Source organism: Loktanella sp. IMCC34160, from assembly GCF_004145845.1.
Taxonomy (GTDB): domain Bacteria; phylum Pseudomonadota; class Alphaproteobacteria; order Rhodobacterales; family Rhodobacteraceae; genus SELP01.
In genome coordinates, this window is sequence record NZ_SELP01000007.1 from 94,694 (window position 1) to 116,593 (window position 21,900).

At 63.6% G+C, this 21,900-nt stretch carries 22 protein-coding genes; 13 read left to right on the forward strand and 9 right to left on the reverse strand.

All coding sequences use genetic code 11. The features are described 5' to 3' along the window. Positions 1-26 precede the first annotated feature (26 nt). From EU803_RS16360 to EU803_RS16375, 4 genes are all read left to right on the forward strand, one after another. The gene (locus EU803_RS16360) at positions 27-539 is read left to right on the forward strand and encodes a hypothetical protein (RefSeq protein ID WP_129684817.1); all 513 of its coding nucleotides are present in this window, start codon (positions 27-29) and stop codon (positions 537-539) included. Positions 540-591: 52 nt separating this feature from the next. After that, positions 592-999 (forward strand): DUF4112 domain-containing protein, encoded by a 408-nt coding sequence (locus EU803_RS16365; RefSeq protein WP_129684819.1) that lies wholly within the window; start codon positions 592-594, stop codon positions 997-999. A 97-nt stretch (positions 1,000-1,096) separates the two neighbouring features. Next, positions 1,097-1,591: a lytic transglycosylase domain-containing protein gene (locus EU803_RS16370; protein WP_129684821.1), complete on the forward strand. Its 495-nt coding sequence runs from the start codon at positions 1,097-1,099 to the stop codon at positions 1,589-1,591. A 71-nt stretch (positions 1,592-1,662) separates the two neighbouring features. Further along, positions 1,663-2,181 (forward strand): hypothetical protein, encoded by a 519-nt coding sequence (locus EU803_RS16375; protein ID WP_129684823.1) that lies wholly within the window; start codon positions 1,663-1,665, stop codon positions 2,179-2,181. Here the strand turns inward: EU803_RS16375 and EU803_RS16380 are convergent. Continuing rightward, a complete protein-coding gene (locus EU803_RS16380) occupies positions 2,178-3,083 on the reverse strand; it encodes a DMT family transporter (RefSeq protein WP_129684825.1) in 906 nt (301 codons plus the stop codon). The two genes, EU803_RS16375 and EU803_RS16380, sit on opposite strands and share 4 nt — an antisense overlap. A gap of 89 nt (positions 3,084-3,172) precedes the next feature. On the opposite strand from EU803_RS16380, the gene EU803_RS16385 reads away from it, so the two are divergent. Continuing rightward, the gene (locus EU803_RS16385; protein WP_129684827.1) at positions 3,173-4,801 is read left to right on the forward strand and encodes an AMP-binding protein; all 1,629 of its coding nucleotides are present in this window, start codon (positions 3,173-3,175) and stop codon (positions 4,799-4,801) included. A gap of 75 nt (positions 4,802-4,876) precedes the next feature. Here EU803_RS16385 and EU803_RS16390 read toward each other — a convergent pair whose 3' ends face one another. From EU803_RS16390 to EU803_RS16405, 4 genes are all read right to left on the reverse strand, one after another. After that, positions 4,877-5,455 (reverse strand): TIGR02281 family clan AA aspartic protease, encoded by a 579-nt coding sequence (locus EU803_RS16390; protein ID WP_129684829.1) that lies wholly within the window; start codon positions 5,453-5,455, stop codon positions 4,877-4,879. Positions 5,456-5,464: 9 nt separating this feature from the next. Then, complete coding sequence (locus EU803_RS16395; RefSeq protein ID WP_129684832.1) at positions 5,465-6,094, reverse strand: MarC family protein; 630 nt, start codon at positions 6,092-6,094, stop codon at positions 5,465-5,467. Between the two features lie 263 nt (positions 6,095-6,357). Next, complete coding sequence (locus EU803_RS16400; RefSeq protein ID WP_129684834.1) at positions 6,358-8,205, reverse strand: ABC-F family ATP-binding cassette domain-containing protein; 1,848 nt, start codon at positions 8,203-8,205, stop codon at positions 6,358-6,360. A 31-nt stretch (positions 8,206-8,236) separates the two neighbouring features. After that, positions 8,237-9,433 carry an MFS transporter gene (locus EU803_RS16405; protein ID WP_129684836.1) on the reverse strand — a complete coding sequence of 399 codons (1,197 nt, stop codon included), beginning with the start codon at positions 9,431-9,433 and terminating at the stop codon, positions 8,237-8,239. 132 nt (positions 9,434-9,565) lie between these two features. On the opposite strand from EU803_RS16405, the gene ndk reads away from it, so the two are divergent. The 3 genes from ndk (at position 9,566) to EU803_RS16425 (ending at position 11,925) form a co-directional block, all read left to right on the forward strand. After that, on the forward strand, positions 9,566-9,988 hold the full coding sequence (gene ndk / locus EU803_RS16410; protein WP_129684838.1) for a nucleoside-diphosphate kinase: 423 nt from the start codon (positions 9,566-9,568) through the stop codon (positions 9,986-9,988). A 151-nt stretch (positions 9,989-10,139) separates the two neighbouring features. Next, on the forward strand, positions 10,140-11,180 hold the full coding sequence (locus EU803_RS18765; protein ID WP_207209230.1) for a leishmanolysin-related zinc metalloendopeptidase: 1,041 nt from the start codon (positions 10,140-10,142) through the stop codon (positions 11,178-11,180). Positions 11,181-11,271: 91 nt separating this feature from the next. Then, the gene (locus tag EU803_RS16425) at positions 11,272-11,925 is read left to right on the forward strand and encodes a sulfotransferase family 2 domain-containing protein (protein WP_129684844.1); all 654 of its coding nucleotides are present in this window, start codon (positions 11,272-11,274) and stop codon (positions 11,923-11,925) included. 44 nt (positions 11,926-11,969) lie between these two features. Here the strand turns inward: EU803_RS16425 and choV are convergent, their stop codons facing one another. The 3 genes from choV to choX form a co-directional block, all read right to left on the reverse strand. Further along, positions 11,970-13,007, reverse strand: a complete 1,038-nt coding sequence (gene choV, locus EU803_RS16430) for a choline ABC transporter ATP-binding protein (protein ID WP_129684846.1) — start codon at positions 13,005-13,007, stop codon at positions 11,970-11,972. After that, complete coding sequence (choW, locus tag EU803_RS16435; RefSeq protein ID WP_129684848.1) at positions 13,007-13,840, reverse strand: choline ABC transporter permease subunit; 834 nt, start codon at positions 13,838-13,840, stop codon at positions 13,007-13,009. Before choW ends, choV begins: the two co-directional genes overlap by 1 nt. A gap of 85 nt (positions 13,841-13,925) precedes the next feature. Then, on the reverse strand, positions 13,926-14,861 hold the full coding sequence (gene choX, locus EU803_RS16440) for a choline ABC transporter substrate-binding protein (RefSeq protein ID WP_129684850.1): 936 nt from the start codon (positions 14,859-14,861) through the stop codon (positions 13,926-13,928). A 123-nt stretch (positions 14,862-14,984) separates the two neighbouring features. Between choX and betI the strand changes: the two genes are divergently transcribed. The 5 genes from betI to EU803_RS16465 all read left to right on the forward strand — a co-directional run bounded on the left by betI (position 14,985) and on the right by EU803_RS16465 (position 20,518). Further along, positions 14,985-15,554, forward strand: coding sequence for a transcriptional regulator BetI (betI, locus tag EU803_RS16445; RefSeq protein WP_129685017.1), 570 nt, complete (start codon positions 14,985-14,987; stop codon positions 15,552-15,554). After that, positions 15,551-17,062 carry a choline-sulfatase gene (gene betC / locus EU803_RS16450; protein ID WP_129684852.1) on the forward strand — a complete coding sequence of 504 codons (1,512 nt, stop codon included), beginning with the start codon at positions 15,551-15,553 and terminating at the stop codon, positions 17,060-17,062. Before betI ends, betC begins: the two co-directional genes overlap by 4 nt. 20 nt (positions 17,063-17,082) lie before the next feature. Next, the gene (gene betB / locus EU803_RS16455; protein ID WP_129684854.1) at positions 17,083-18,543 is read left to right on the forward strand and encodes a betaine-aldehyde dehydrogenase; all 1,461 of its coding nucleotides are present in this window, start codon (positions 17,083-17,085) and stop codon (positions 18,541-18,543) included. Between the two features lies 1 nt (position 18,544). Continuing rightward, positions 18,545-20,203, forward strand: a complete 1,659-nt coding sequence (gene betA / locus EU803_RS16460; protein WP_129684856.1) for a choline dehydrogenase — start codon at positions 18,545-18,547, stop codon at positions 20,201-20,203. Positions 20,204-20,278: 75 nt separating this feature from the next. Then, positions 20,279-20,518 (forward strand): YdcH family protein, encoded by a 240-nt coding sequence (locus EU803_RS16465; protein ID WP_129684858.1) that lies wholly within the window; start codon positions 20,279-20,281, stop codon positions 20,516-20,518. Here the strand turns inward: EU803_RS16465 and EU803_RS16470 are convergent. Continuing rightward, positions 20,515-21,864, reverse strand: coding sequence for a hypothetical protein (locus EU803_RS16470; RefSeq protein WP_129684859.1), 1,350 nt, complete (start codon positions 21,862-21,864; stop codon positions 20,515-20,517). The genes EU803_RS16465 and EU803_RS16470 overlap by 4 nt on opposite strands. Between the last annotated feature and the right edge of the window lie 36 nt (positions 21,865-21,900).

The window sequence follows — 21,900 nt, forward strand, 5'->3', positions numbered from 1 at the left end:
TGTGATGCCATTTGTGGAGAATTTCTTTGGAACTCAAATTCGCCGCTGTATTGCTTTGGCTTTTGCATACGCCGGTCATGGCTGAAGTTGCCTTTAGTGGTGATGCAGTATTTGACGACAGTATTGAGGCGTCTTCTTCCTCCCTCGCTGCGGCAGGTGTGCCTGTACCGCTCGGTAAACCTCTTCCCGTCGGAATTTCCGTCATAAGCAATTCAAGTTTGGAGCACCTCGGTGGCTTCGTCGGGACTATCACTTTTGATGGGGCACGGACCGCATCAATTTTCGCGACCTCGGATGGGGGAGGCGGTGAATGCAAGGGCGATTTGCTTAGGGAGTCCATAGGAGAATGGGGCTATGGAACAGTGACCTGCACCGATGATACCGGCTCCGTCTCTCGCCATTTCGTAGAAATTTCAGATCGGTTCTGGGGTCGATCACTTGGCGAGGCTATTCCCGATGGCTCCTTAACTTCCGGTAGATCCATTTATCTGAGGTGGTCTCAACATAGTCCACCTCAGTTTGTTGTTTTTACCTTCTAACTCATTTCCAAAACAGATTTACATCGCGCCATCCCATCCCTATGTTAATGGCATGAACATTGAGCCGCAAACCATCGATTCCGAGCTGGCCCGCCTCCGCCGCGTTGCGTGGCGGATGGATGCGTTGTTCTACATTCCGGGCACCAACTGGTCCGTTGGGTTGGATAATATCCTTGGGCTGCTGCCGGTTGTGGGCGATGTGGCGACACTGGCGCCCTCGGTCTGGATGATCTGGAAGGCGCGCCAGCTGGGGGCCACGCCGGGGGCGCTGGCCTATATGTGCTGCAACCTGCTGGCCGACCTGCTGATCGGGTCAATCCCCTTGGTGGGGGATGTGTTCGACGTGGTCTATAACGCCAATATCCGCAACTACCGGTTGCTGGAAAAGAACCTGGCCAAGGTCGCTGCGCGGGCAGAACAGGTCACGCCCCGGCCGATGCGGCGGATCATGCCGGTCTGACAGTCCGGCACCCTTCCGCCGATCGCCAACAGGGCGCTTTGCCATATGACCCGCGCTGCCCTAGAAGACGCGGGTCACAACTGCCGGATTCTCCGCCATGCGCCGCCTTGCCCTTGTCTGCCTCCTTGGCCTTCTGGCCGCCTGTTCTACCCCGCATTCCGACAAGGCGCTGGTCCGGTCCGAACCCGCCCTTTATCCCGGCGAAACCGCCGAGATGCGGGCGTTGGTCAACAAATACGCCCAGATCCATGGCATCCCGGCGGAACTGCTGCACCGGGTCATCCAGCGCGAAAGTGACTACCGGCCGGGTGCCCGAAACGGCCCCTATTGGGGGCTGATGCAGGTGCTGCCCGCCACCGCCCGGCAGATGGGGCACAATGGCCCCGCGTCCGAGCTTTTGGATGCGGAAACCAACCTGATGTACGCCGGGCGCTACCTGCGTGGCGCGTGGCTTGTGTCGGATGGCGATATCGACGCGGCGGTCATGTGGTATGCCCGCGGCTATTACTACGAAGCGCGCGACCGTTGCCTTCTGGTTGAAACCGGCCTTCTGGACCGCGAAATCCGCCGCGACTGTCCGGTCGAGGCCTGACGCCAACGCTCTTTTCCGATGCCTGCAAACTTGCCATAGTGGGGGCAGGATCGCAGGGGGAGGGATCGACGATGGGGATGAAGTTTCTGGCCAGCCGCGGCACGTGGCGGCAGATGGGCGATGTCAATATCATCCGTGAAACCCAGATGGGCTGGCACCCGACCCAGCTGTTCTTTCCCGGCGTGTCGTCCTGCACCACGATCACCTTCCGACTGAACAGCGGGCGGCTGATGGGGATGCACCTGACCATCGCCGACAGCACGGCGGATTTTGACAATCTGCTTTCGCAGGTCGAGGCCGGATCGGCTGGCGGTGTCCATTCCATCTATCACGTGGGCGCGCTGACCTCGTCCGGGTCGGGTTGGAACAGCAAGTCCAAGATGCAATGGGGCAAACAGGCCAAGGCCGTGCGCAAGCAGGTCGGGAACAAGGGCCTGCCGTCCTATTTCCTGATGACCCCCTCCAGCGGGGTGGATGTGCGGATGACCACGACCGGGGCAGGGGTGACCTGCGAAACCCGGGCTGAAAACAAGGCGATCCCCTTCAACACCACCGATGGCTGGACGGTCGGCGCGCTGACGCCCGCCTAACGCGGGGTCCGCAGCGCAATCGCCGCGCCCGATCCGACGATCATCGCCATACCGGCCAGTTCGGTCCACGACAGGGTCTGGCCCCACAGCACCCAGGCAAAGACCGAGGCAAAGACCAGCAGCGCGTATTCGTTGATGGCGACATAGGTCGCCTCGCCCAATTGGTAGCCTTTGGTCAGGCACCCAACCCCGATGATCGAGGTGACGGCCTGAAACCCGATCCAGCCCCAGGTGGGCAGGTCTGGCGTGACCCAGCCCCGGGCGACGAAGCCGGCGGCGTCCGGCGCGGCCTGCATGGGGGCCAGCGCCAGTACGCCCAGCCCGATCAGCGCCCCGACCCCGATGACAAGGTAGTAGGAAAACAGCATCGGCGCGGTGCCTTCGCCCTCGCACCAGCTGCGGGTGGCCAGCGCCCCGATGGCGTAAAGAACCCCGGCCATGACAGGCACCACGGCGGCCAGCGTCAGCCCGCCCGCCGCTGGGTTGATGACCAGAACCGCCCCGCCAAAGCCCATGGCCACGGCCAGCCAGCGGACCCAGCCGACCCGTTCGGCCCGGAACACGACGGAAAACAACAGAACCCAGACCGGCGCGGTGAACAGCCCCGCCACCGCGACCCCGATGGGAACAAAGGCCAGCGCCCCGAAGTAGAGAAACATCGCGCCGCCCGAAAACAGGTTCCGCCCGGTGACCCACAGCCAGCTTTTCGGCAGAAGGGGCAGACCGGCGAACAGGGCAATCCCCAACAGCATCGCGATGACCATGGCCGACCGCATCAGGTGGAACACCCACAGGCTGGTCACCGGCGTCAGGAGCGGCATGGCATTGTCCGACAACCCGATCACGGCCATGCCGCAGAAGATGTATCCCGCAGCTGCAAAATGTCTTACATTTTTGTCCATTCGCCGGACCCTTTGTTCTTTTGCCCTTTCTTTTCCGCTGCGCCGCCGCAATACTCTCGTCCGAAAACGACATTCAGGGGAGGTTGGCGATGGGCTGGATGGCAGATGAAACCGGGTTGGAACGGCGCAGGGCGAACTTTGTCCCGCTGACGCCGCTAAGCCACCTGCGCCGCGCGGCCCTGATCTTCCCGGAACGCGAAGCGCTGGTGCATGGCGTCCGCCGCCTGACATACGGGCAGTATCACGACCGCTGCACGCGGCTGGCCTCGGCCCTTGTTGCGGCGGGTGTTGCGCCGGGCGATGTGGTCGCGACGCTGCTGCCCAACGTCGGCGCCCATGCCGAGGCGCATTTCGGCGTGCCTGCCTGCGCCGCCGTTCTGAACACGATCAACACCCGTCTGGACGTGGATACGGTCGCCTATATCTTCGGCCATGGCGGGGCCAAGGTGGCGCTGGTCGATACTGCGCTTCTTCCCCTTGCCGAGGCGGCGATTGACGCGATGGAGGGCGATGGCCCCCGCATCATCGAAGTGGCCGATCCCGACGCAGGCTTCCCAGCCTCTAGCACATACACCGAATACGAGGATTTCCTTGCCGCCGCCGATCCGGAGTTTGACTGGATCATGCCCGAAGACGAATGGGAAAGCCTTGCGCTGAACTATACCTCGGGCACGACCGGGCGGCCCAAGGGCGTGGTCTATTCGCACCGGGGGGCCTATCTGCATTCGATGGGCACCTGCATGACCTTCGGGCTGACCGAGGCCAGCAAATACCTGACCATCGTGCCGCTGTTTCACTGCAACAACTGGATCCACACATGGTCGATCCCTGCTGTGGGCGGCACTGTGATCTGCCTGAGGGATGTGACGGCCAAGGGCATCTATGACGCCATCGCCGATGAAGGGATCACCCATATGGGCGGCGCGCCGATCGTGCTGAACACGATCATCAACGCCAAGGACAGCGACCGTCGTCCGTTCGACCATATCGTCACCACCTATACCGCAGGCGCCCCGCCGCCTGCCGCGACGCTGGCCGGGATCGAACCCTTGGGCTTCAAGGTGACGCAGGTTTACGGGCTGACCGAAACCTATGGACATGTCACCGAATGCTATTGGAAGGACGGCTGGAACGACCTGCCGACCGAAGAGCGTTACGCCATCAAGGCCCGGACCGGTGTGATCCAGCCGATGATGGAAGAGGCCGTGGTGATGGACGCCGACACCATGACGCCTGTGCCCTGGGACAATGAAACCGTGGGCGAGATCATGCTGCGCGGCAATTCGGTGATGAAGGGTTATCTGAAAAACCCCGAGGCCAGCGAAGAGGCCTTCGCAGGCGGGTATTTCCACTCTGGCGACATCGCGTTCCAGCACGACGACGGCTATATCAAGATCACGGACCGGGCGAAGGACATCATCATTTCCGGCGGCGAGAACGTGTCGTCGGTCGAGGTGGAGGGCGCGCTGATGCACCACCCTGCGGTTCTGCTTTGTGCTGTCGTGGCCAAACCAGATGACAAATGGGGCGAGGTTCCCTGCGCCTTTGTCGAGGTGAAAGACGGGGCCGAGGTGGACGAGGCCGCGCTGATCGGCTTTGCGCGCGAGCGGCTGGCCGGGTTCAAGACCCCGAAAAAGGTTGTATTTCAGGAGCTGCCCAAGACCTCGACCGGCAAAATCCAGAAGTTCGAGTTGCGCAAGATCGCGAAAGAGTTGTGATCCAAAGCCCGGCCCGATGCGCCAGCGTCGGGCACGCGCCCGTCCGGTGGCGGGCGCATTTCGTATAGATAGACCCTATCGGTTCAGGATCAGACGGTCGCCCCGGATTTCGACGCTTTCGAACCGGTTCAGGTAGGACATACCCAAGAGGCTGTCGAACAACTCGCCCCCGTTCACAACGGCCCGCACATCGCGGTCGGTCATGCTTTCGACGCTCAGGCTGTCCAGTATCACCGGCGCGGTCGCGACGATCCCGTTGGCGGTCTGGGCCGAGCCAAGGTAGCTGAGGCTTCCCGTGTCGATCCCCGCCCGCCGGGCGTCTTCCTGTCGCAGCACGATGTCGGATGCCCCCGTATCCACGACAAAACGAACCGGCGTTCCGTTCACATCGGCGGTGATATAGAAATGCCCATCCCGCGCGCGGGGCAGGGTGATCGCGCCATCGGTGCTGATCCCCTGCCGGGGCGAGATCACCTCTTGCAGGCTCGGCCAAAGACCGTAGATCCCGATCACCCCCATGAACAGGAATCCCCAGATCAGCAGGTATTGAAATTGCTGGCCCATGGCGCCGCGTCCCCGGCTCCAGCCCCAGCCGACAATGGCGGTCAGCAGGACCACAAGGTAGATCAGGCGTCCGATTTCATGTTCGCTCATGGTGCGGGCCTATCCGGCGATGCCAAAGCTGCGCAGCCCGTCCAGGATGAACTGCACCGACAAGGCGGCCAGCAACATGCCCAACAGACGGGTGACGACGTTGATCCCGGTCTTTCCCAGAACCCGCTCGATGAAGGGGGAGGCAAGGAAGGTCAGGAAAACGATCACGAGGATCACTGTGGCCACGGCGCCCACGGCGGCAAACTCCAGCGGGCCACGGGCCTGCCCGGTTAACAGGATGAGCGTGGTGATCGCGCCCGGCCCCATGATCAGCGGGATCGCCAGCGGAAAGACCGAAGGGTCGTCGGCGTGATCCTGTTCGGCCTCTTCCGCGTTTTCGCGGCGGCGCTGCTGGCGGCGCTGGAACAGCATGTCCAGCGCGGTCAGGAACAAAAGGACACCCCCCGCGATGCGGAACGCCGGCATCGAGATGCCGACAAAGGTCAGAACCGCCTCGCCCAGAAACAGGAACACCAGCATCAGCCCAAAGGCGACAAGGCACGACCGCAGCGCCATCCGGCGCCGTGCCGCATCGCTTTGGCCCTGCGTCATCGCGATGAAGATTGAGGCAAGCCCGATCGGGTCGATGATCACGAACAGCGTGGTGAAGGCAGTGATGAGGGCGGCAAGATCGGTCATGGGGCCTCTGCTCGGTCGGTTTTGGGCATCATGGCATGGGGCGGGCAGGGGGGCCACTGGTTTTGGCCATATCCGTGACTTGCGCGGGAACAAGGCCGAAGGCCGCCCGCGCATCGCCTGCCCGTCCCGGCGGGCTGGCGATTTTGCAATGATGCACACCTGCGGGAAAGTCAGGCGGGGTGGCACGATAAATCACGCCACTGAAAACGCCAAATCGCCACCCCACGGGCAGGCGCTGCGCGGGCTTTCAAGTTATTTATCGCTTAGGCGCTTTCCGCCTTTTCCAGCTTCTCGCTTGCGGCCACCCACAGCGCCTCGGCCCGCGCCAGCCCGTCCATGATCTCGGCGTATTTGCGGTTCCAGGTCTCCAGCTCGCCCTTCTTGGTATCCTCGTAGAGCTCTGGATCGGCCAGTTTCTTGGCCAGCCGTTCGCGCATTTCCTCGATCTTGGCGACGCGGTCCTCGGCCTTGCGAACCTCGGCCCGCAGCGCAAGGATCTGATCGCGGGTCGGCTTGGGGGCCTTCGGCTTTTCCGGCTTCGCCCTCTCGGTGGGCTTTTCCACCTGCAACAGCATCCGGCGATAGGCCTCTAGGTCGTCGTCATAGGGGCCGACGCGCCCGTCCTTCACCAGCCACAGACGGTCGGCCACCATCGACAGAAGGTGCATGTCGTGGCTGACAAGGATCACCGCGCCGGTATAGGCGTTCAAGGCCTCGACCAGCGCCTCGCGGCTTTCGATATCAAGGTGGTTGGTCGGTTCGTCGAGGATCAGCAGATGCGGCGCGTCCAGCGTGGCCAAAAGCAGAGATAGACGCGCCTTTTGCCCGCCCGACAGGCGCCCCACCTCGGTTTCCGCCTGCGCCGCCATCAGGCCAAAGCCCGCCAGCCGCGCGCGCAGCTTGGCCTGCGCCTCGCCGGGGCGGGCGCGGATGATGTGTTGCAGCGGGGTCTCGTCGACCCGCAGTTCTTCGACCTGATGTTGGGCAAAGAAGCCGATGCGCAGCTTGTTCGACATGCTCATCCGGCCGGCCATGACCTCAAGCCGGCCCGACAGCATCTTTGACAGGGTCGATTTGCCCTCGCCGTTGCGGCCCAGAAGGGCAATGCGGTCGTCCTGATCGATCCGCAGGTTCAGATCCCGCAGCACGATGGTGTCGCCGTAGCCGGTGCAGGCCCCTTCGGTGGCAATGATCGGGGGCGACAGCTCTTCCGGCGCGGGGAAGGTGAAGACGGTGCGTGCGGCATCCTCGGGGACGCGGATGGTTTCCATCTTTTCCAGCATCTTGACCCGGCTTTGCGCCTGTTTGGCCTTCGATGCCTTGGCCTTGAACCGGTCCACGAATTTCTGAAGATGCGCCCGCTTTGCATCCTGCTTTTTCGCCGCCGCCGACATCAGCGCCCGTTTTTCGGCCCGCTGCCGGGCGAAACTGTCGTAGGGGCCGGAATAATAGGTCAGCTTCAGATCTTCGAGGTGCAGGATGCCCGTGACCGAGCGGTTCAGAAGCTCCCGGTCGTGGCTGACGATCAGCACGGTGTGGGGATAGGTCCGCAGGTAGCTTTCCAGCCAAAGCGCCCCTTCAAGGTCCAGATAGTTGGTCGGTTCGTCGAGTAGCAGCAGGTCCGGTTCGGAAAACAGGACGGCAGCAAGGGCCACCCGCATCCGCCAGCCGCCCGAAAAGGCCGAACAGGGCATTTTCTGTTCGGCGTCGGTGAACCCCAACCCCTTCAGGATGGAGGAGGCCCGCGCCTCGGCGCTCCAGGCGTCGATATCGGCCAGCCGGGTCTGGATTTCCGCGATCCGGTTGGCGTCCTCGGTCACCTCGGCCAGAAGGGCCGCGCGTTCCACATCCGCCGCCAGCACCGTGTCGATCAGTGACACCTCGTTTCCGGGCACTTCCTGACTGACACCGCCGATCTTCCAGCCTCGGGGCAATTCCACATCGCCGGTATCAAGGATCAACTCTCCCCGGATCAGCTTGAACAGGGTGGTCTTGCCGGTGCCGTTGCGGCCCACAAGCCCGACCTTGTGGCCGGTGGGAATGGTGGCGCTGGCCGTGTCGATCAGGGTGCGCCCGTCGATGGAGTAGGAAATGTCGCGGATTTTGAGCATGACCGCGCCTTGCCAGAGGTCGGGGGCGCCGTCAATCGCCCATCGGCCAAAGCCAAAGGGCCAAGCCGACCCCAAGCGCACCCGGAAGCGCCAGCGCGGCGAAGGCCCCAGCCGGGCCAAGGGCGGTCATCGCCCAGCCTGCCAGCGGGTAGGTCAGCAGCCAGCAGGCGTGGGACAGGGCGAATTGGGCGGTGAACAGAGGCGGGCGCGCCTCGGGCGGGGCGGAGCGGCGCAGCAACCGGCCCGAGGGGGTCAGCACTGCCGAATAGGCCAGTCCCATCCCGAACCACAGCCCCAGAAGCACGCCCCAGCCCGGCGGCCCGCCCGCGAACCCCGCGGCGGCCAAGCCCATCAGCGCCACCAGCCCCACACCGCCCGCGAGCATCACCGGGCGGTCCGGGCGATGGTCCAGTAGCCGGGGCAAGACCAGCGCGGCCAGCATCGATCCCGCGCCATAGGCCGCCAGTGCAAGGGCCACGGCGCCTTCGTCCCGCCCGTAGGAGCCCCGCACCATCACCACCGTGTTGACGATGACAAAGGCGCTTGCGGCAGCGGCGGTCAGGGTCAGCGCAAGCAGCCCGCGCAGCCGGGGCGTTGCCAGATAGCGGGCCAGCCCGCCCAGCAGCCGTTCGCGAAACGGGGCATCCTTGGCGCGGGGCAGGAGGGGCAGCGCAACCCGCCAGATGAGCAGGGCCGACAGAATGAACCCCGCCACCGTCCCCAAGAACAGGTTGCTGTAGGACACGATCAGCAGCAGCGCCCCGGCCAGCGCCGGGCTGACGAGGTTTTCGATGTCATAGGCCAGCCGCGACAGGGACAGGGCGCGGGTATAATCGGCCTCGTCGGTCAGAACCTCGGGGATGGTTGACTGAAAGGCGGGGGTGAAGGTGGCCGAAGCCGTCTGGAGCAGGAAGATGCAGAGGTAGATCTGCCAGATGTCGCTGACAAAGGGCAGCGACAGGGCCACCCCCGCGCGGATCAGGTCCGCACCGATCAACAGCGGCTTGCGCGGGACACGCGACAGGATCGCCGCAGACAAAGGCGCAAGGCCGACATAGGCCACCATCTTGATCGTATAGGCCGTGCCCAGCACCAACCCCGCCCGGTCCCCGGCAAGGTCATAGGCCAGCAACCCTAGCGCGACCGTCAACAGGCCGGTGCCCAGAAGGGCCACCACTTGCGCCGCAAAGAGATGGGCAAAGACCGGGTGTCGCAGAATACGGATCATGGGGCGCAGACTATCGCCCCCCTGCCGCGCCGCAATCGCGTTTCTTGGCCTTCCCCTGCGCCGCTGCCCGTGATAGGGCGGCGCCAAATTCCAACCCGGGCCAACCGCCCATGCAAAGAAGAGGCTAGACAGATGGCTGTTGAACGCACCCTTTCGATCATCAAACCCGATGCCACCGCCCGCAACCTGACCGGCAAGATCAACGCCAAGTTCGAAGATGCCGGCCTGCGCATCGTCGCCCAGAAGCGGATTCAATTGACCCCGGCCCAGGCTGGCCAGTTCTACGCCGTGCACGCCGAGCGCCCCTTCTATGGCGAACTGTGCGAATTCATGGCCTCTGCCCCGGTCGTGGTGCAGGTGCTTGAAGGTGAAGGCGCGATTGCCAAGAACCGCGAAGTGATGGGCGCCACCAACCCGGCCGACGCCGCCGCTGGCACCATCCGTGCCGAGTTCGCCCAGTCGGTCGGCGAAAACTCGGTTCACGGGTCGGACGCCCCGGAAACCGCGAAAGAAGAAATCGCATTCTTCTTCTCGGGTCTGGAACTGGTCGGCTAAGCCACCGTTTCCAACTGCGAAACAATGGGCCGCTGTTCTTCGGAATGGCGGCCTTTTGTATTTGAAACGGGCAAAATTGTGAAAACCCTGCTCTTGCCCCATGCCCTGTTCGGGGCGCAGTATGGCGGGGCGTGGGGCACAGGAGGATCAGATGAAAGACTTTCCGGACTTTTTCGACGATGCCGTCGATGAATTCGACTTTGGCGGGCAGGGCGGCGGCCCTGCCGATGTGACCACCTTTGGCCCCGCAGCTGACTATAGTTTCGGTGGCATGGGCGCCTATTCCCAGATCAGCCTTGGGGCGACCGGGATCACGTTTGTTGACGTTTCCGGCGACGCCAAGGGCGGCGGCGGTGGTGGCGGCGGTGGTGGCGGCGGCGGCGACAAGCCCGGCGGCGGCGGTGGCGGCAAACCCGGCGGCGGCGACCCGACCCTTCTGACCGAATACACCTCCGGCAGCAGCGACGGCTCGGGGTTCAACATCACCATCGAATTCTCCGGCACCTGGACCGCCGCGCTTCAGCAGGCGTTTATCGACGCCGCCGAATTCCTGTCCGACCTGATCCTGTCGGACATGGCCGATATCGACCGGGGTCGCTATGCGACGGACGATATCACCATCTCTGCCTCGCTCACCGATATCGACGGGGTGGGCGGCATTCTTGGGCAGGCCGGGCCGACCGTGGTGCGCACCGCCGACGGCACCCCGATTGCGGGCATCATGGAGTTTGACATCGCCGATGCGGAGGATTTCGACGCGCTGGGCCTGTTCAACGATATCGTGCTGCATGAAATGCTGCACACGCTCGGCTTTGGCACCCTGTGGGATTACATGGGGCTGACCTCCGGGTCGATCGCGACCGGCGATCTGGTCTTCACCGGCCAGAACGCCAATGACGTCTATGAATCGGAATTCGCCGATATCGCCGCGTCTGACGGGTTCGATTTCGGCGTACCGATCGAAATGGATGGCGCGGCGGGGACCGCTGGCGGCCACTGGGACGAGGTGCTGTTCGTCAACGAGATCATGACCGGCTACATCAACGACGCGAACTACCTGTCGCTGACCTCGATCGCCGCGCTCGAGGACATGGGATACGATACGGTCTTCGACAACCCCTATGATCCCAACGATCTGAGCGGCCCGATCCCGACGACCGACATCCTGTCGGACGCGGTTCTGGTCGGCTGATCCGCCGCAGCGCAAGAAATGGTCGCCCGGTCCCGCAAAGGCCGGGCGATTTTCATTTGTGGGGGACGCTGTCGGGCCCTAGCCTGCGGGCATGATTATCTCGCGCGGTCGCCGTTACATCTTTGCCCATGCGCCCAAGACCGGGGGCACCGCGCTGGCGCTCGCGCTCGAGGCGCGGGCCAAGGCCGATGATATCCTGATCGGCGACACGCCAAAGGCGCTGCGGCGGCGCAAGCGGCTGAAGGGGGTGCAGGCGGCCGGGCGGCTGTGGAAACATTCGACCCTTGCTGACGTGGAAGGTCTGATCAGCCGCGCAGAAATGGCTGACCTCTACTGCGTCTCACTGGTGCGCAACCCCTGGGACCGGCTCGTGAGCTATTACCATTGGCTGCAAACCCAGACCTTCGACCATCCCGCCGTCCGTCTGGCGCAGGCCACGGACTTCAGCACCTTCCTCAACGCGCCGATGGTCGGGCAAAGCTTTCACGCCAATCCCTATGCCCGCTACCTGACCGATGGGGCAGGGGTCGAACATGCAAACCTCTTTATCCGGTTGGAACATCTGGCCGAAGACATCCAGCCATTCGAGGCGCATCTTGGCTTTTCGCTGGCGGTCGGGCGGGTGAATGCCTCGGACCGTGACCGGGACTGGCGTCTCTACTATTCAGACAGGGACGCGGCATTGGTGGCGCGGTTCTGCGCGGCGGATATCGCTCGGTTCGGATACGGGTTCGATCCGGCGTAGGGGTCGGATTACGCCCGCCCCTTGCCGGGGCAGGCGCATCCCTTTCAGCCGATCCGCGCGAGGACCGAACTTTGCGTGACAACGCCCAGCCGGGTGCTGCCTTCAACCACGGACAGGGCAGGGACGCCGTGCAGTTGGTCGATCAGGTCCTTCACCGGGGTTTCCGGCCCGACCTCTGGCCCGTCCGCCGCGCCATCGACCATCACGTCACGCGCGGTCAGCACGCCCAGCGGATTCATATGCGCCACGAAATCCGCCACGTATTCGTTCACCGGATTGCTGAAAATGTCGCGCGGGGTGCCGCATTGCACGATGCGCCCGCCCTCCATGATCGCGATGCGGTTGCCGATCTTGAAGGCCTCGTCCAGATCGTGGCTGACGAAGATGATCGTGCGTTTCAGGGTTTGCTGTAGCTCCAGCAATTCATCCTGCAACTTGGTGCGGATCAGCGGGTCGAGCGCCGAAAACGGCTCGTCCATCAGCAGGATCGGGGCCTCGGTCGCAAAGGCGCGGGCAAGGCCGACCCGCTGCTGCATGCCGCCGGACAATTCGCCCACCTTGCGGTCGGCCCAGTCAGACAGACCCACTAGCTGCAGCTGGGTATCCACCCGGTCGCGGCGTTCCGGGGCGGCCATTCCGCCCAGTTCCAGCCCCAGCCCGACGTTTTCGCGAACCGTGCGCCAGGGCAGCAGGCCGAACTGTTGAAACACCATGGCGACGCGGGACAGGCGCATCCGGCGCAGGGTGGCGCTGTCGGCGTGGGTCACGTCAACCAGCGCGTTGCCGTCGCAGACCCGGACCGCGCCACGGCAGACCGGGTTCAGCCCGTTGACCGCGCGTAGAAGCGTGGATTTGCCGGACCCTGACAGGCCCATCAGCACAAGGATTTCGCCCTCGGCTACGGTCAGGGAACAGTCATGCACGCCCAGAACCTGGCCGGTCTTCTGCTGGATCTCGGGGCGTTCAATGCCTTCGTCCATCAGGGGCAGGGCCTCTTCCGGCTTCTCGCCGAAGACGATGGAGACGTTGTCGAATTCGACGGCCACTCCGGCGGTCGCGGTCGGGTTGGTTGTCTTGGTCATCACTTCCGCTCCATCCGCAGCATCCGGTCCAGAAGGATTGCCACCACAACGATGACGAACCCGCTTTCAAAGCCCTTGGCGGTGTTTACCTGGTTCAGGGCCCGGACAACCGGAACGCCCAAACCGTCAGCGCCCACAAGGGCCGCGATCACCACCATCGAAAGCGACAGCATGATGGTCTGGTTCAACCCGGCCATGATCTGCGGCAGGGCCGAGGGCAGTTCGACCTTCCACAGCACCTGTTGCTTGGTCGCGCCAAAGGCCTGCGCCGCTTCCAGCAGCGGTTGCGGGGTCGAGGAGACCCCAAGATAGGTCAGTCGGATCGGCGCGGGCAGAACGAAGATCACCGTCGCGATCAGCCCGGGCACCATGCCGATGCCGAAAAAGACGATCGCCGGGATCAGGTAGACGAAGGTGGGCAGGGTCTGCATCAGGTCCAGCACCGGGCGCATCCACTGATACAGGCGGGGCCGGTGCGCGGCGGCGATGCCGATCGGCACACCCACACCCATGCAGACCACACAGGCCGACAGCACAAGCGTCAGGCTTTCCGTGGTTTCTTCCCAGTACCCCTGATTGATGATGAACAGGAAGCCCAGCACCGTGAACAGGGCGGGTTTCCAGCTGCGTTGCAGCCACCACGTCAGGGCAGCAAACAGGGCAATGATGATCAGCGGATTGGGGGTTTGAAGAAGCCAAAGAAAGGCGTCGATCATCCAATCCAGAACGTCTGACAGGGCATCAAAGAAAAAGGCGCCCTTCGATTCCAGCCAGTCAAAGGCATCCCCGGCAACCTTGCCCACGGGGATCTTGTTGTCCTCAAGCCACTCCATTCCCTGTCCTTTCGGGGGCTTTGGCCCCTCTTGCGGTAACATGCGAAACGGGCGGCCCACGCGGGGCCGCCCGTCCGGGTGTCGTTTACTGAAGGGCCGCGGCCACGGCGGCGGCGGCATCGCCCCCGTCCATGGTGGTCACGCCGTCCAGCCAGCCAGCCCAGGCGTCGGGGTTGGCGGCCAGCCAAGCGGTGGCGGCGTCTTCGGGCTCTTCCCCGTCATTCAGGATCGCGCCCATGATCTCGTTTTCCATGGCCAGCGTGAATTCGAGGTTCTGAAGCAGCTTGCCCACGTTCGGGCAGGCGTCGACGTAGCCCGCACTGGTGTTGGTGTACACGGTCGCGCCGCCAAGGTTGGGGCCGAACCAGTCGTCACCACCGGTCAGGTAGGACATGTCGAAGTTGGCGTTCATCGGGTGCGGTTCCCAGCCAAGGAAGATGACCGGCTCGCCGCGTTCATCGGCGCGGGCGACCTGCGCCAGCATCCCCTGTTCCGAGCTTTCGACCACTTCGAACCCGGTCAGGCCAAAGGCGTCGGCGGCGATCATGTCCATGATCAGGCGGTTGCCGTCATTGCCCGGCTCGATGCCAAAGATCTGGCCTTCCAGCGCGTCCTTGTGGGCGGCGATGTCGGCGAAATCGGCAATGCCAAGATCGGCGGCGGCCTTGTTCACGGCCAGCGTATATTTCGCGCCTTCAAGGTTGGCACGGACGGTATCGACGGTGCCCGCCTCGCGGTAGGGGGCGATGTCGGCCTCCATCGTCGGCATCCAGTTGCCAAGGAATACGTCCACGTCGCCTTCGGCCAGACCGGTATAGGTCACCGGCACCGACAGCACCTTTACGTCGGTGTCATAGCCGAGCGCATCCAGCACGACCGTGGTCGCGGCGGTGGTGGCGGTGATGTCGGTCCAGCCCACGTCGGAAAAAGTGACAGTGCCACATTCGGCGTGCCCGGCGGCAAAGGCCGGGGCGGCGGCCACGGCAAGCGCGGCGGCGGAAAGGGTGGTGCGAAGTTTCATCTGAAGTCTCCCTGTGAGGTCAGCATTAGGGGTTTATGGTTTTTTGTTGATTGACGAGTCAATTAAAAACCTCCAGTCTCGCTTGGCAAGTGAAAAAGGGGGATCACCGTGCCCAAGCTTGGGATGGAGCCTATACGCCGCGCGGCGCTGGTGAAAGCGACGATCGCAGAGATCGGCGCCGCCGGGTCGCTGGACGTGACGGTCAGCCAGATCGCCAAGCGGGCAGGCATGTCCTCGGCCCTTGCGCATCACTACTTTGGCGGCAAAGACCAGATCTTCCTTGCCGCGATGCGCCACACGCTGTCGCTTTACGGGGCAGAGGTGCGCGGCGCGCTTGCCATGGCGCGGGGGCACCGCGGCCGGCTGGAGGCGATCGTGCGCGCCGGGTTCACCTCGTCCAACTTCCGCCGCGAGGTCGTGGCGGCCTGGCTGAATTTCTACGTCCTTGCCCAATCCAATGACGAGGCGCGGCGTCTTCTGGCGGTTTATCAGGGGCGACTGCATTCGAACCTGACCCACGACCTGCGGCCCCTTGTCGGGGACAGGGCGGATGCGGTCGCGGATCGTGTCGCCGGATTGATCGACGGGCTGTATCTGCGAGAAGTGTTGGGTCAGGCCCAGCCGACCGGCGCCGATGCCGTGGCCCATGTCCTGACCGCCCTCGACCTTGAAATCGGAGCCCACAGCACATGACCGACCGCCCCAATATCCTGATCCTGATGGTGGACCAGCTGAACGGAACCCTGTTTCCCGACGGCCCGGCCGACTGGTTGCAGGCACCGAACCTGAAGAAACTTGCGGCGCGGTCCACGCGGTTCCGCAATGCCTATACGGCCAGTCCCCTGTGCGCGCCGGGGCGGGCCAGTTTCATGACCGGGCAATTGCCCTCGGCCACGCGGGTCTATGACAACGCGGCGGAGTTTACCTCGTCCCTGCCGACCTATGCCCATCACCTGCGCCGGGCGGGCTATCACACCGCGCTGTCGGGCAAGATGCATTTTGTCGGCCCCGACCAGATGCATGGGTTCGAAGAACGGTTGACCACCGATATCTACCCGGCCGATTTCGGCTGGACCCCGGATTATCGCAAACCCGGAGAGCGGATCGACTGGTGGTATCACAACATGGGGTCGGTGACCGGCGCGGGCGTGGCTGAGATCACCAACCAGATGGAATACGACGACGAGGTTGCCTATCACGCGACCCGCAAGATTTACGACCTTGCGCGGGGGGCAGATGACCGGCCCTGGTGCCTGACCGTCAGCTTCACTCACCCGCATGATCCTTATGTGGCGCGTAAGAAATACTGGGATCTTTACGAAGACTGCGACCATCTGCTGCCGCAGGTGCCTGCCATCCCCTACGACGATCAGGACCAACATTCGAAACGGATTTTCGACGCCAACGACTGGCGCAGCTTTGATATTTCAGAGGAAGACATTCGCCGGTCGCGCCGCGCCTATTTCGCCAACATCAGCTATCTCGACGACAAGATCGGGGAAATCCTGCAAGTGCTGGAAGATACCCGGCAAGAGGCGGTGATCCTGTTCGTGTCCGACCACGGCGATATGCTGGGGGAACGCGGGCTGTGGTTCAAGATGACCTTCTACGAAGGCTCGTCCCGGGTGCCGATGATGATCGCAGCACCGGGGATGGAACCGGGACGGGTTGATACGCCCGTTTCGAACATCGACGTCTGCCCGACGCTCTGTGATCTGGCAGGCGTCAGCATGGACGAGGTGATGCCGTGGACCACCGGCGAAAGCCTTGTGCATCTGGGGCAGGGCGGTGAACGGACCAGCCCGGTGGCAATGGAATACGCGGCCGAGGCTTCCTTTACCCCGATGGTATCGCTGCGCTACGGCAAGTGGAAATACAACCGCTGCGCGCTGGACCCCGACCAGCTGTTCGATCTGGACGCCGATCCGCACGAACTGACCAACCTTGCCGATGATCCGGCCCATCAGGGCACGCTGAACAGCCTGCGCGCCAAGTCAGAGGCCCGCTGGGATCTGGCCCGCTTCGACGCCGAGGTGCGCGAAAGCCAGGCCCGCCGCTGGGTGGTCTACGAGGCGCTGCGCAACGGCGCCTATTACCCATGGGACTACCAGCCCCTGCAAAAAGCGTCCGAGCGCTACATGCGCAACCACATGGACCTCAACATCCTTGAAGAAAGCCAGCGGTTCCCGCGCGGCGAATGACATGACCCGAAGGTGACGACATGACCTATCCGACCCAACCCACCGCCAGCCATTTCATCGACGGCCAATATGTCGAGGATACGAACGGCCCCGAGATTCCGGTGATCTACCCGGCCACCGGGGCGGTGATCGGCAAGGTTCATGCCGCCACCCCGGAGATTGTCGAACTGGCGCTGGCCAGCGCCAAGCGCGCGCAAAAGGACTGGGCCGCGATGTCGGGCACCGAACGGGGCCGTATCCTGCGCCGCGCCGCCGATATCATGCGCGACCGCAACCATGACCTGTCGGTGCTGGAGACATGGGACACGGGAAAACCCCTGTCCGAAACCACCGTGGCCGATGCCACATCCGCCGCCGACGCGCTGGAATATTTCGGCGGGCTGGCGGGCAGCCTGACCGGCGAACATATCCCGCTGGCTGGCGGTGATTTCGTCTATACCAGCCGCGAGGCGCTGGGCGTCTGCGTCGGCATCGGCGCGTGGAACTACCCCACCCAGATCGCCGCGTGGAAGGGCGCTCCGGCGCTGGCCTGCGGCAATACGATGGTCTTCAAACCGTCCGAGGCGACGCCGCTTTGTGCCCTGAAGGTCGCGGAAATCCTGTCCGAGGCGGGTGCCCCGCCGGGGGTCTACAACGTGGTGCAGGGGCTGGGGAACGTCGGCGCCGCGCTGGTGCAGGACCCGCGCGTGGCCAAGGTGTCGCTGACCGGGTCGGTGCCGACGGGGCGCAAGGTCTATGCCATGGCCGCCCAGAACATGAAGCACGCAACGATGGAACTGGGCGGCAAATCGCCCCTGATCATCTTCGACGACGCGGATCTGGACAGCGCCGTGTCCGGCGCGATCCTTGGCAATTTCTATTCCACCGGGCAGGTCTGTTCCAACGGGACCCGCGTGTTCGTGCAAAAGGGGATCAAGGACGCGTTCCTTGCACGGATGGCCGAACGGATGGGCAAGGCCGTGATTGGCGATCCGATGGATATGGCCACCACCATCGGCCCGATGGTCAACGAACGGCAGCTTGAGATTGTCGAAAACTACATCCGCATTGGGCAGGAGGAAGGCGCGCGTCTGGTCGCCGGTGGCAAGCGGATCGGCAATGAAGGGTTCTTCATCGAACCGACCCTGTTTGCCGATGTGACCGATACCATGACCATCGCCCGAGAAGAGATTTTCGGCCCGGTCCTGTCGGTCCTTGATTTCGACACCGAGGAAGAGGTGATGGCCCGCGCCAACGCCACCGAATTCGGGCTGGCCGCCGGGGTCTTTACCAATGACCTGACCCGCGCGCACCGGGTGTCCGCCGGGTTCGAGGCCGGCACCTGCTATATCAACACCTACAACCTTGCCCCGGTCGAGGCCCCCTTTGGCGGCGTCAAGGCCAGCGGCGTCGGGCGCGAGAACTCCAAGGAAGCCATCAAACACTACAGTCAGGTCAAATCCGTCTACGTGTCGATGAACCCCTGCGAGGCGCCGTTCTGACATGCAGGCAGATTACGTTATTGTGGGCGCGGGCAGCGCCGGCTGCGCCCTTGCCTATCGGCTGTCCGAGGCGGGCAAGTCCGTTCTGGTGATCGAACACGGCGGCTGGGACGGCGGACCGTTCATCCAGATGCCTGCCGCGCTGTCCTACCCGATGAACATGAAGATGTACGACTGGGGATATCGGTCGGACCCGGAACCGCATTTGGGCGGACGCAGGCTGGCCACCCCGCGCGGCAAGGTCATCGGCGGATCGTCGTCGATCAACGGGATGATCTACGTGCGCGGCCACGCCCGCGATTTCGACCATTGGGACGACAGCGGCGCGCGCGGCTGGTCCTATGCCGATGTGCTGCCCTACTACCAGCGGATGGAACATTGGCACAGTGGCGGCCACGGGGGCGACCCGTCGTGGCGCGGCACAAACGGCCCGCTGCACATCACGCGTGGCCCGCGCACCAACCCGCTGACCCGCGCCTTCGTTCAAGCCGGGCAGCAGGCGGGCTATCAGGTCACCGGCGACTACAACGGCGAACAGCAGGAAGGGTTCGGTCCCTTCGACGCGACGATCTGGAAAGGGCGGCGCTGGTCTGCGGCCAATGCCTATCTCCGGCCCGCGCTGAAGCGGGACAACTGCGATCTGGTTCGGGCCTTTGCCCGCCGCGTTGTCATTGAAGAGGGCCGCGCCGTCGGCGTCGAGGTGGACATGGGCGGCGAACGGACGGTGATCCGGGCCCGGGCCGAGGTGATCCTTGCCGCCTCGTCGATCAACTCGCCCAAACTGTTGATGCTATCCGGCATCGGGCCGGGTGCGCATCTGGCAGACCACGGGATCAACGTCGTCGCGGACCGGGCGGGGGTGGGCCAGAACCTGCAGGACCATCTGGAGCTTTACATCCAGCAGGCCGCCACCAAACCCGTCAGCCTGTTCAAATACTGGAACCTCTGGGGCAAGGGTCTGATCGGGGCGCAATGGCTGTTCACCAAGACCGGCCTTGGCGCGTCGAACCAGTTCGAAAGCGCGGGGTTCATCCGGTCGAAGGCCGGGGTGGACTACCCCGACATCCAGTTCCATTTCCTGCCCATCGCCGTGCGCTATGACGGGCAGGTCGCCGCCGAAGGGCACGGATTTCAGGCCCATGTTGGCCCGATGCGGTCCAAATCGCGGGGCGAGATCACCCTGCGGTCCCCCGACCCGGCCGACGACCCGCGCATTTTCTTTAACTACATGTCGCACCCTGACGACTGGGACGAATTCCGTACCGCGATCCGTCTCACGCGCGAGATCTTCGCGCAGGAGGCCTTTGCGCCGTTCCGCGGGCATGAGATCCAGCCGGGCGACGCGGTTCAGTCTGATGATGCGCTGGACGATTTCATCCGCGAACATGCCGAAAGCGCCTATCACCCCTGCGGCACCTGTAAGATGGGCGCGGCGGATGATCCCAGCGCTGTCGTCGACCCGGAATGCCGGGTCATCGGGGTGGATGGACTGCGGGTCGCGGACAGTTCGATCTTCCCCCGGATCACCAATGGCAACCTCAACGCGCCCTCGATCATGACCGGCGAAAAGGCCGCCGATCACATCCTTGGACGGGGCATGCTGCCCCGGTCCAACCTTCAGCCCTGGATGCACCCGGACTGGCAAAACCAGCAACGGTGATTTGACCCGTGTCAAAGTGCGGCGTGATTCCCCCGGCTAGGGTCGGGGGGAACAGAGCGATGAAAGGACAAACGCATGTCGCATACCCCGCACGAGCTGCACGAGGAATTCCCCGACAAGGCTGACGCGATCCACGCGTTGAAGACCAAGGACGCGCATTTCGCGACCCTTGCGGACAAATACCACGAGGTGAACCGCGCCGTGCACCGCGCCGAAACCGATGTGGAGCCGACCGACGATCTGCATATGTCGGAGATGCGCAAGGAACGGCTGCACCTGAAAGACCAGATCGCCGCGATTCTGGCGAAGGCCTAGGTCTCGGGCAATCCAAGCAGGTCGGACATGATCTTGGGGTCATGTTCGACCGCCATCTTGAGACAGTAAAACGTCCCGAACAGGGCTTGTGACGGCCCCAGCAGGTCTTCGAAGCCACCGTTCACCAATTGAGACGCGACACCATGAACATCCCGAAGGTTTTCCACGATCGGAACCGCTTCGGGGTGGCGTGACCGGACAACCTCGGCCGCGTCGGGGACCATATGGGCGAAATCGATATCGACCCGCCCCGCGACAACAAACTGCGGTTTGCCGCCGCGCGTCATTTCCCGATAAGCGCCGATCACCTGCAAACGGGCAGAGATACAGGCCCGCGAGGCCTCTGCGTTGCGGTTCGGTCCGCCCCATTCCTCGTTCAACTCACGCCGCGCGGCGGACAGAACCACGGATTTAAGGGTCGTGTTATCCCCGATGTCCTCCCAATCCATCGACCCGGTGGCGAAGGGGACAATGCGGTTGGGGCTTTGCAGGTTGTGCTTGCCCTGAACCGCCAGCGGCATCCTGTTGTCGCGGGTCACCACAACCACATCAACACCCAGATGCAACGACGCCGGGGTCGTGGCGTTGACCAGCGCTGGCGCGATCAGCCTGTCTGACAGCCGCTGATAGCCCCAACGGTCCCGGGCGGGCAGCACCGCATCATGTTCGCCGCCGATGCTGAACCCGGTGCGCAGGCACAGGTCGGCGGTGCACATGCCCACGAAATAGTCGGATTTGCCCAGCGTGATCTCCGGGGCCGCAAGGTCCAGCGGTGTTTCGAAGATGATCTTGTTCTCGTTGATCAGCGGCTGTTTGGTGAACAGCTGATCCAGAAATTTGGTCTGGCCATAGCTGCGCCACTGCGGGGCGCGGTTGCGCATGTGGTCGATGACACGGGCATAAGTTGGGCTGTCTTCCGTGGTCCTGATGGTCCAGTCCTGTCCCGGCTGCCGCAGCCCCTTGTCGAACGCAACCGAATGCATGATCGGGCCGGGGTTCGGCCCGCGCCGCACCATCACCATCCCGTTGGGTTTGTCCGTCACCGCCTGCTGTGCGGTCTCGACCTCGTCCAGCAGGCCCGGCGGGACCTGGAAATTGACCCGGCCGGCCGTGCCTGCCTGCATTTGGTTCTTCAGGAACTGAAGGGCGGGCAGGGCGATCAGACCGATGCCAAGGCTTGCGAAAAAGCCAAGCGCGCTTGGCCCGCGCGATTGCGTCAGAACCGAAGACAGGGCGACTGCACCACCCCAGATAAGGATCAATGCGCGGGGATGCGATGACAGGCGGATCTGGAAGAACACGAAGTGATCCCAGATCGACCGAAAGAATTTCCAGATGACGCGCATGTGCTGATACCGGGGCAAATCGTTTCCGGACAACAG

Excerpts from the sequence above, each read along its gene's own strand:
- EU803_RS16405 (WP_129684836.1), bottom strand. The coding sequence starts at position 9,433 with ATGATCCGTATTCTGCGACACCCGGTCTTTGCCCATCTCTTTGCGGCG.
- choV (WP_129684846.1), bottom strand. The coding sequence starts at position 13,007 with ATGACCAAGACAACCAACCCGACCGCGACCGCCGGAGTGGCCGTCGAA.
- betI (WP_129685017.1), top strand. The coding sequence starts at position 14,985 with ATGGAGCCTATACGCCGCGCGGCGCTGGTGAAAGCGACGATCGCAGAG.
- EU803_RS16400 (WP_129684834.1), bottom strand. The coding sequence starts at position 8,205 with ATGCTCAAAATCCGCGACATTTCCTACTCCATCGACGGGCGCACCCTG.
- choW (WP_129684848.1), bottom strand. The coding sequence starts at position 13,840 with ATGGAGTGGCTTGAGGACAACAAGATCCCCGTGGGCAAGGTTGCCGGG.
- EU803_RS16465 (WP_129684858.1), top strand. The coding sequence starts at position 20,279 with ATGTCGCATACCCCGCACGAGCTGCACGAGGAATTCCCCGACAAGGCT.
- EU803_RS16370 (WP_129684821.1), top strand. The coding sequence starts at position 1,097 with ATGCGCCGCCTTGCCCTTGTCTGCCTCCTTGGCCTTCTGGCCGCCTGT.
- EU803_RS18765 (WP_207209230.1), top strand. The coding sequence starts at position 10,140 with ATGAAAGACTTTCCGGACTTTTTCGACGATGCCGTCGATGAATTCGAC.
- betC (WP_129684852.1), top strand. The coding sequence starts at position 15,551 with ATGACCGACCGCCCCAATATCCTGATCCTGATGGTGGACCAGCTGAAC.
- betA (WP_129684856.1), top strand. The coding sequence starts at position 18,545 with ATGCAGGCAGATTACGTTATTGTGGGCGCGGGCAGCGCCGGCTGCGCC.
- EU803_RS16395 (WP_129684832.1), bottom strand. The coding sequence starts at position 6,094 with ATGACCGATCTTGCCGCCCTCATCACTGCCTTCACCACGCTGTTCGTG.
- EU803_RS16385 (WP_129684827.1), top strand. The coding sequence starts at position 3,173 with ATGGGCTGGATGGCAGATGAAACCGGGTTGGAACGGCGCAGGGCGAAC.
- choX (WP_129684850.1), bottom strand. The coding sequence starts at position 14,861 with ATGAAACTTCGCACCACCCTTTCCGCCGCCGCGCTTGCCGTGGCCGCC.
- ndk (WP_129684838.1), top strand. The coding sequence starts at position 9,566 with ATGGCTGTTGAACGCACCCTTTCGATCATCAAACCCGATGCCACCGCC.
- EU803_RS16375 (WP_129684823.1), top strand. The coding sequence starts at position 1,663 with ATGGGGATGAAGTTTCTGGCCAGCCGCGGCACGTGGCGGCAGATGGGC.
- EU803_RS16390 (WP_129684829.1), bottom strand. The coding sequence starts at position 5,455 with ATGAGCGAACATGAAATCGGACGCCTGATCTACCTTGTGGTCCTGCTG.
- EU803_RS16425 (WP_129684844.1), top strand. The coding sequence starts at position 11,272 with ATGATTATCTCGCGCGGTCGCCGTTACATCTTTGCCCATGCGCCCAAG.
- EU803_RS16365 (WP_129684819.1), top strand. The coding sequence starts at position 592 with ATGAACATTGAGCCGCAAACCATCGATTCCGAGCTGGCCCGCCTCCGC.
- EU803_RS16380 (WP_129684825.1), bottom strand. The coding sequence starts at position 3,083 with ATGGACAAAAATGTAAGACATTTTGCAGCTGCGGGATACATCTTCTGC.
- EU803_RS16470 (WP_129684859.1), bottom strand. The coding sequence starts at position 21,864 with ATGCGCGTCATCTGGAAATTCTTTCGGTCGATCTGGGATCACTTCGTG.
- betB (WP_129684854.1), top strand. The coding sequence starts at position 17,083 with ATGACCTATCCGACCCAACCCACCGCCAGCCATTTCATCGACGGCCAA.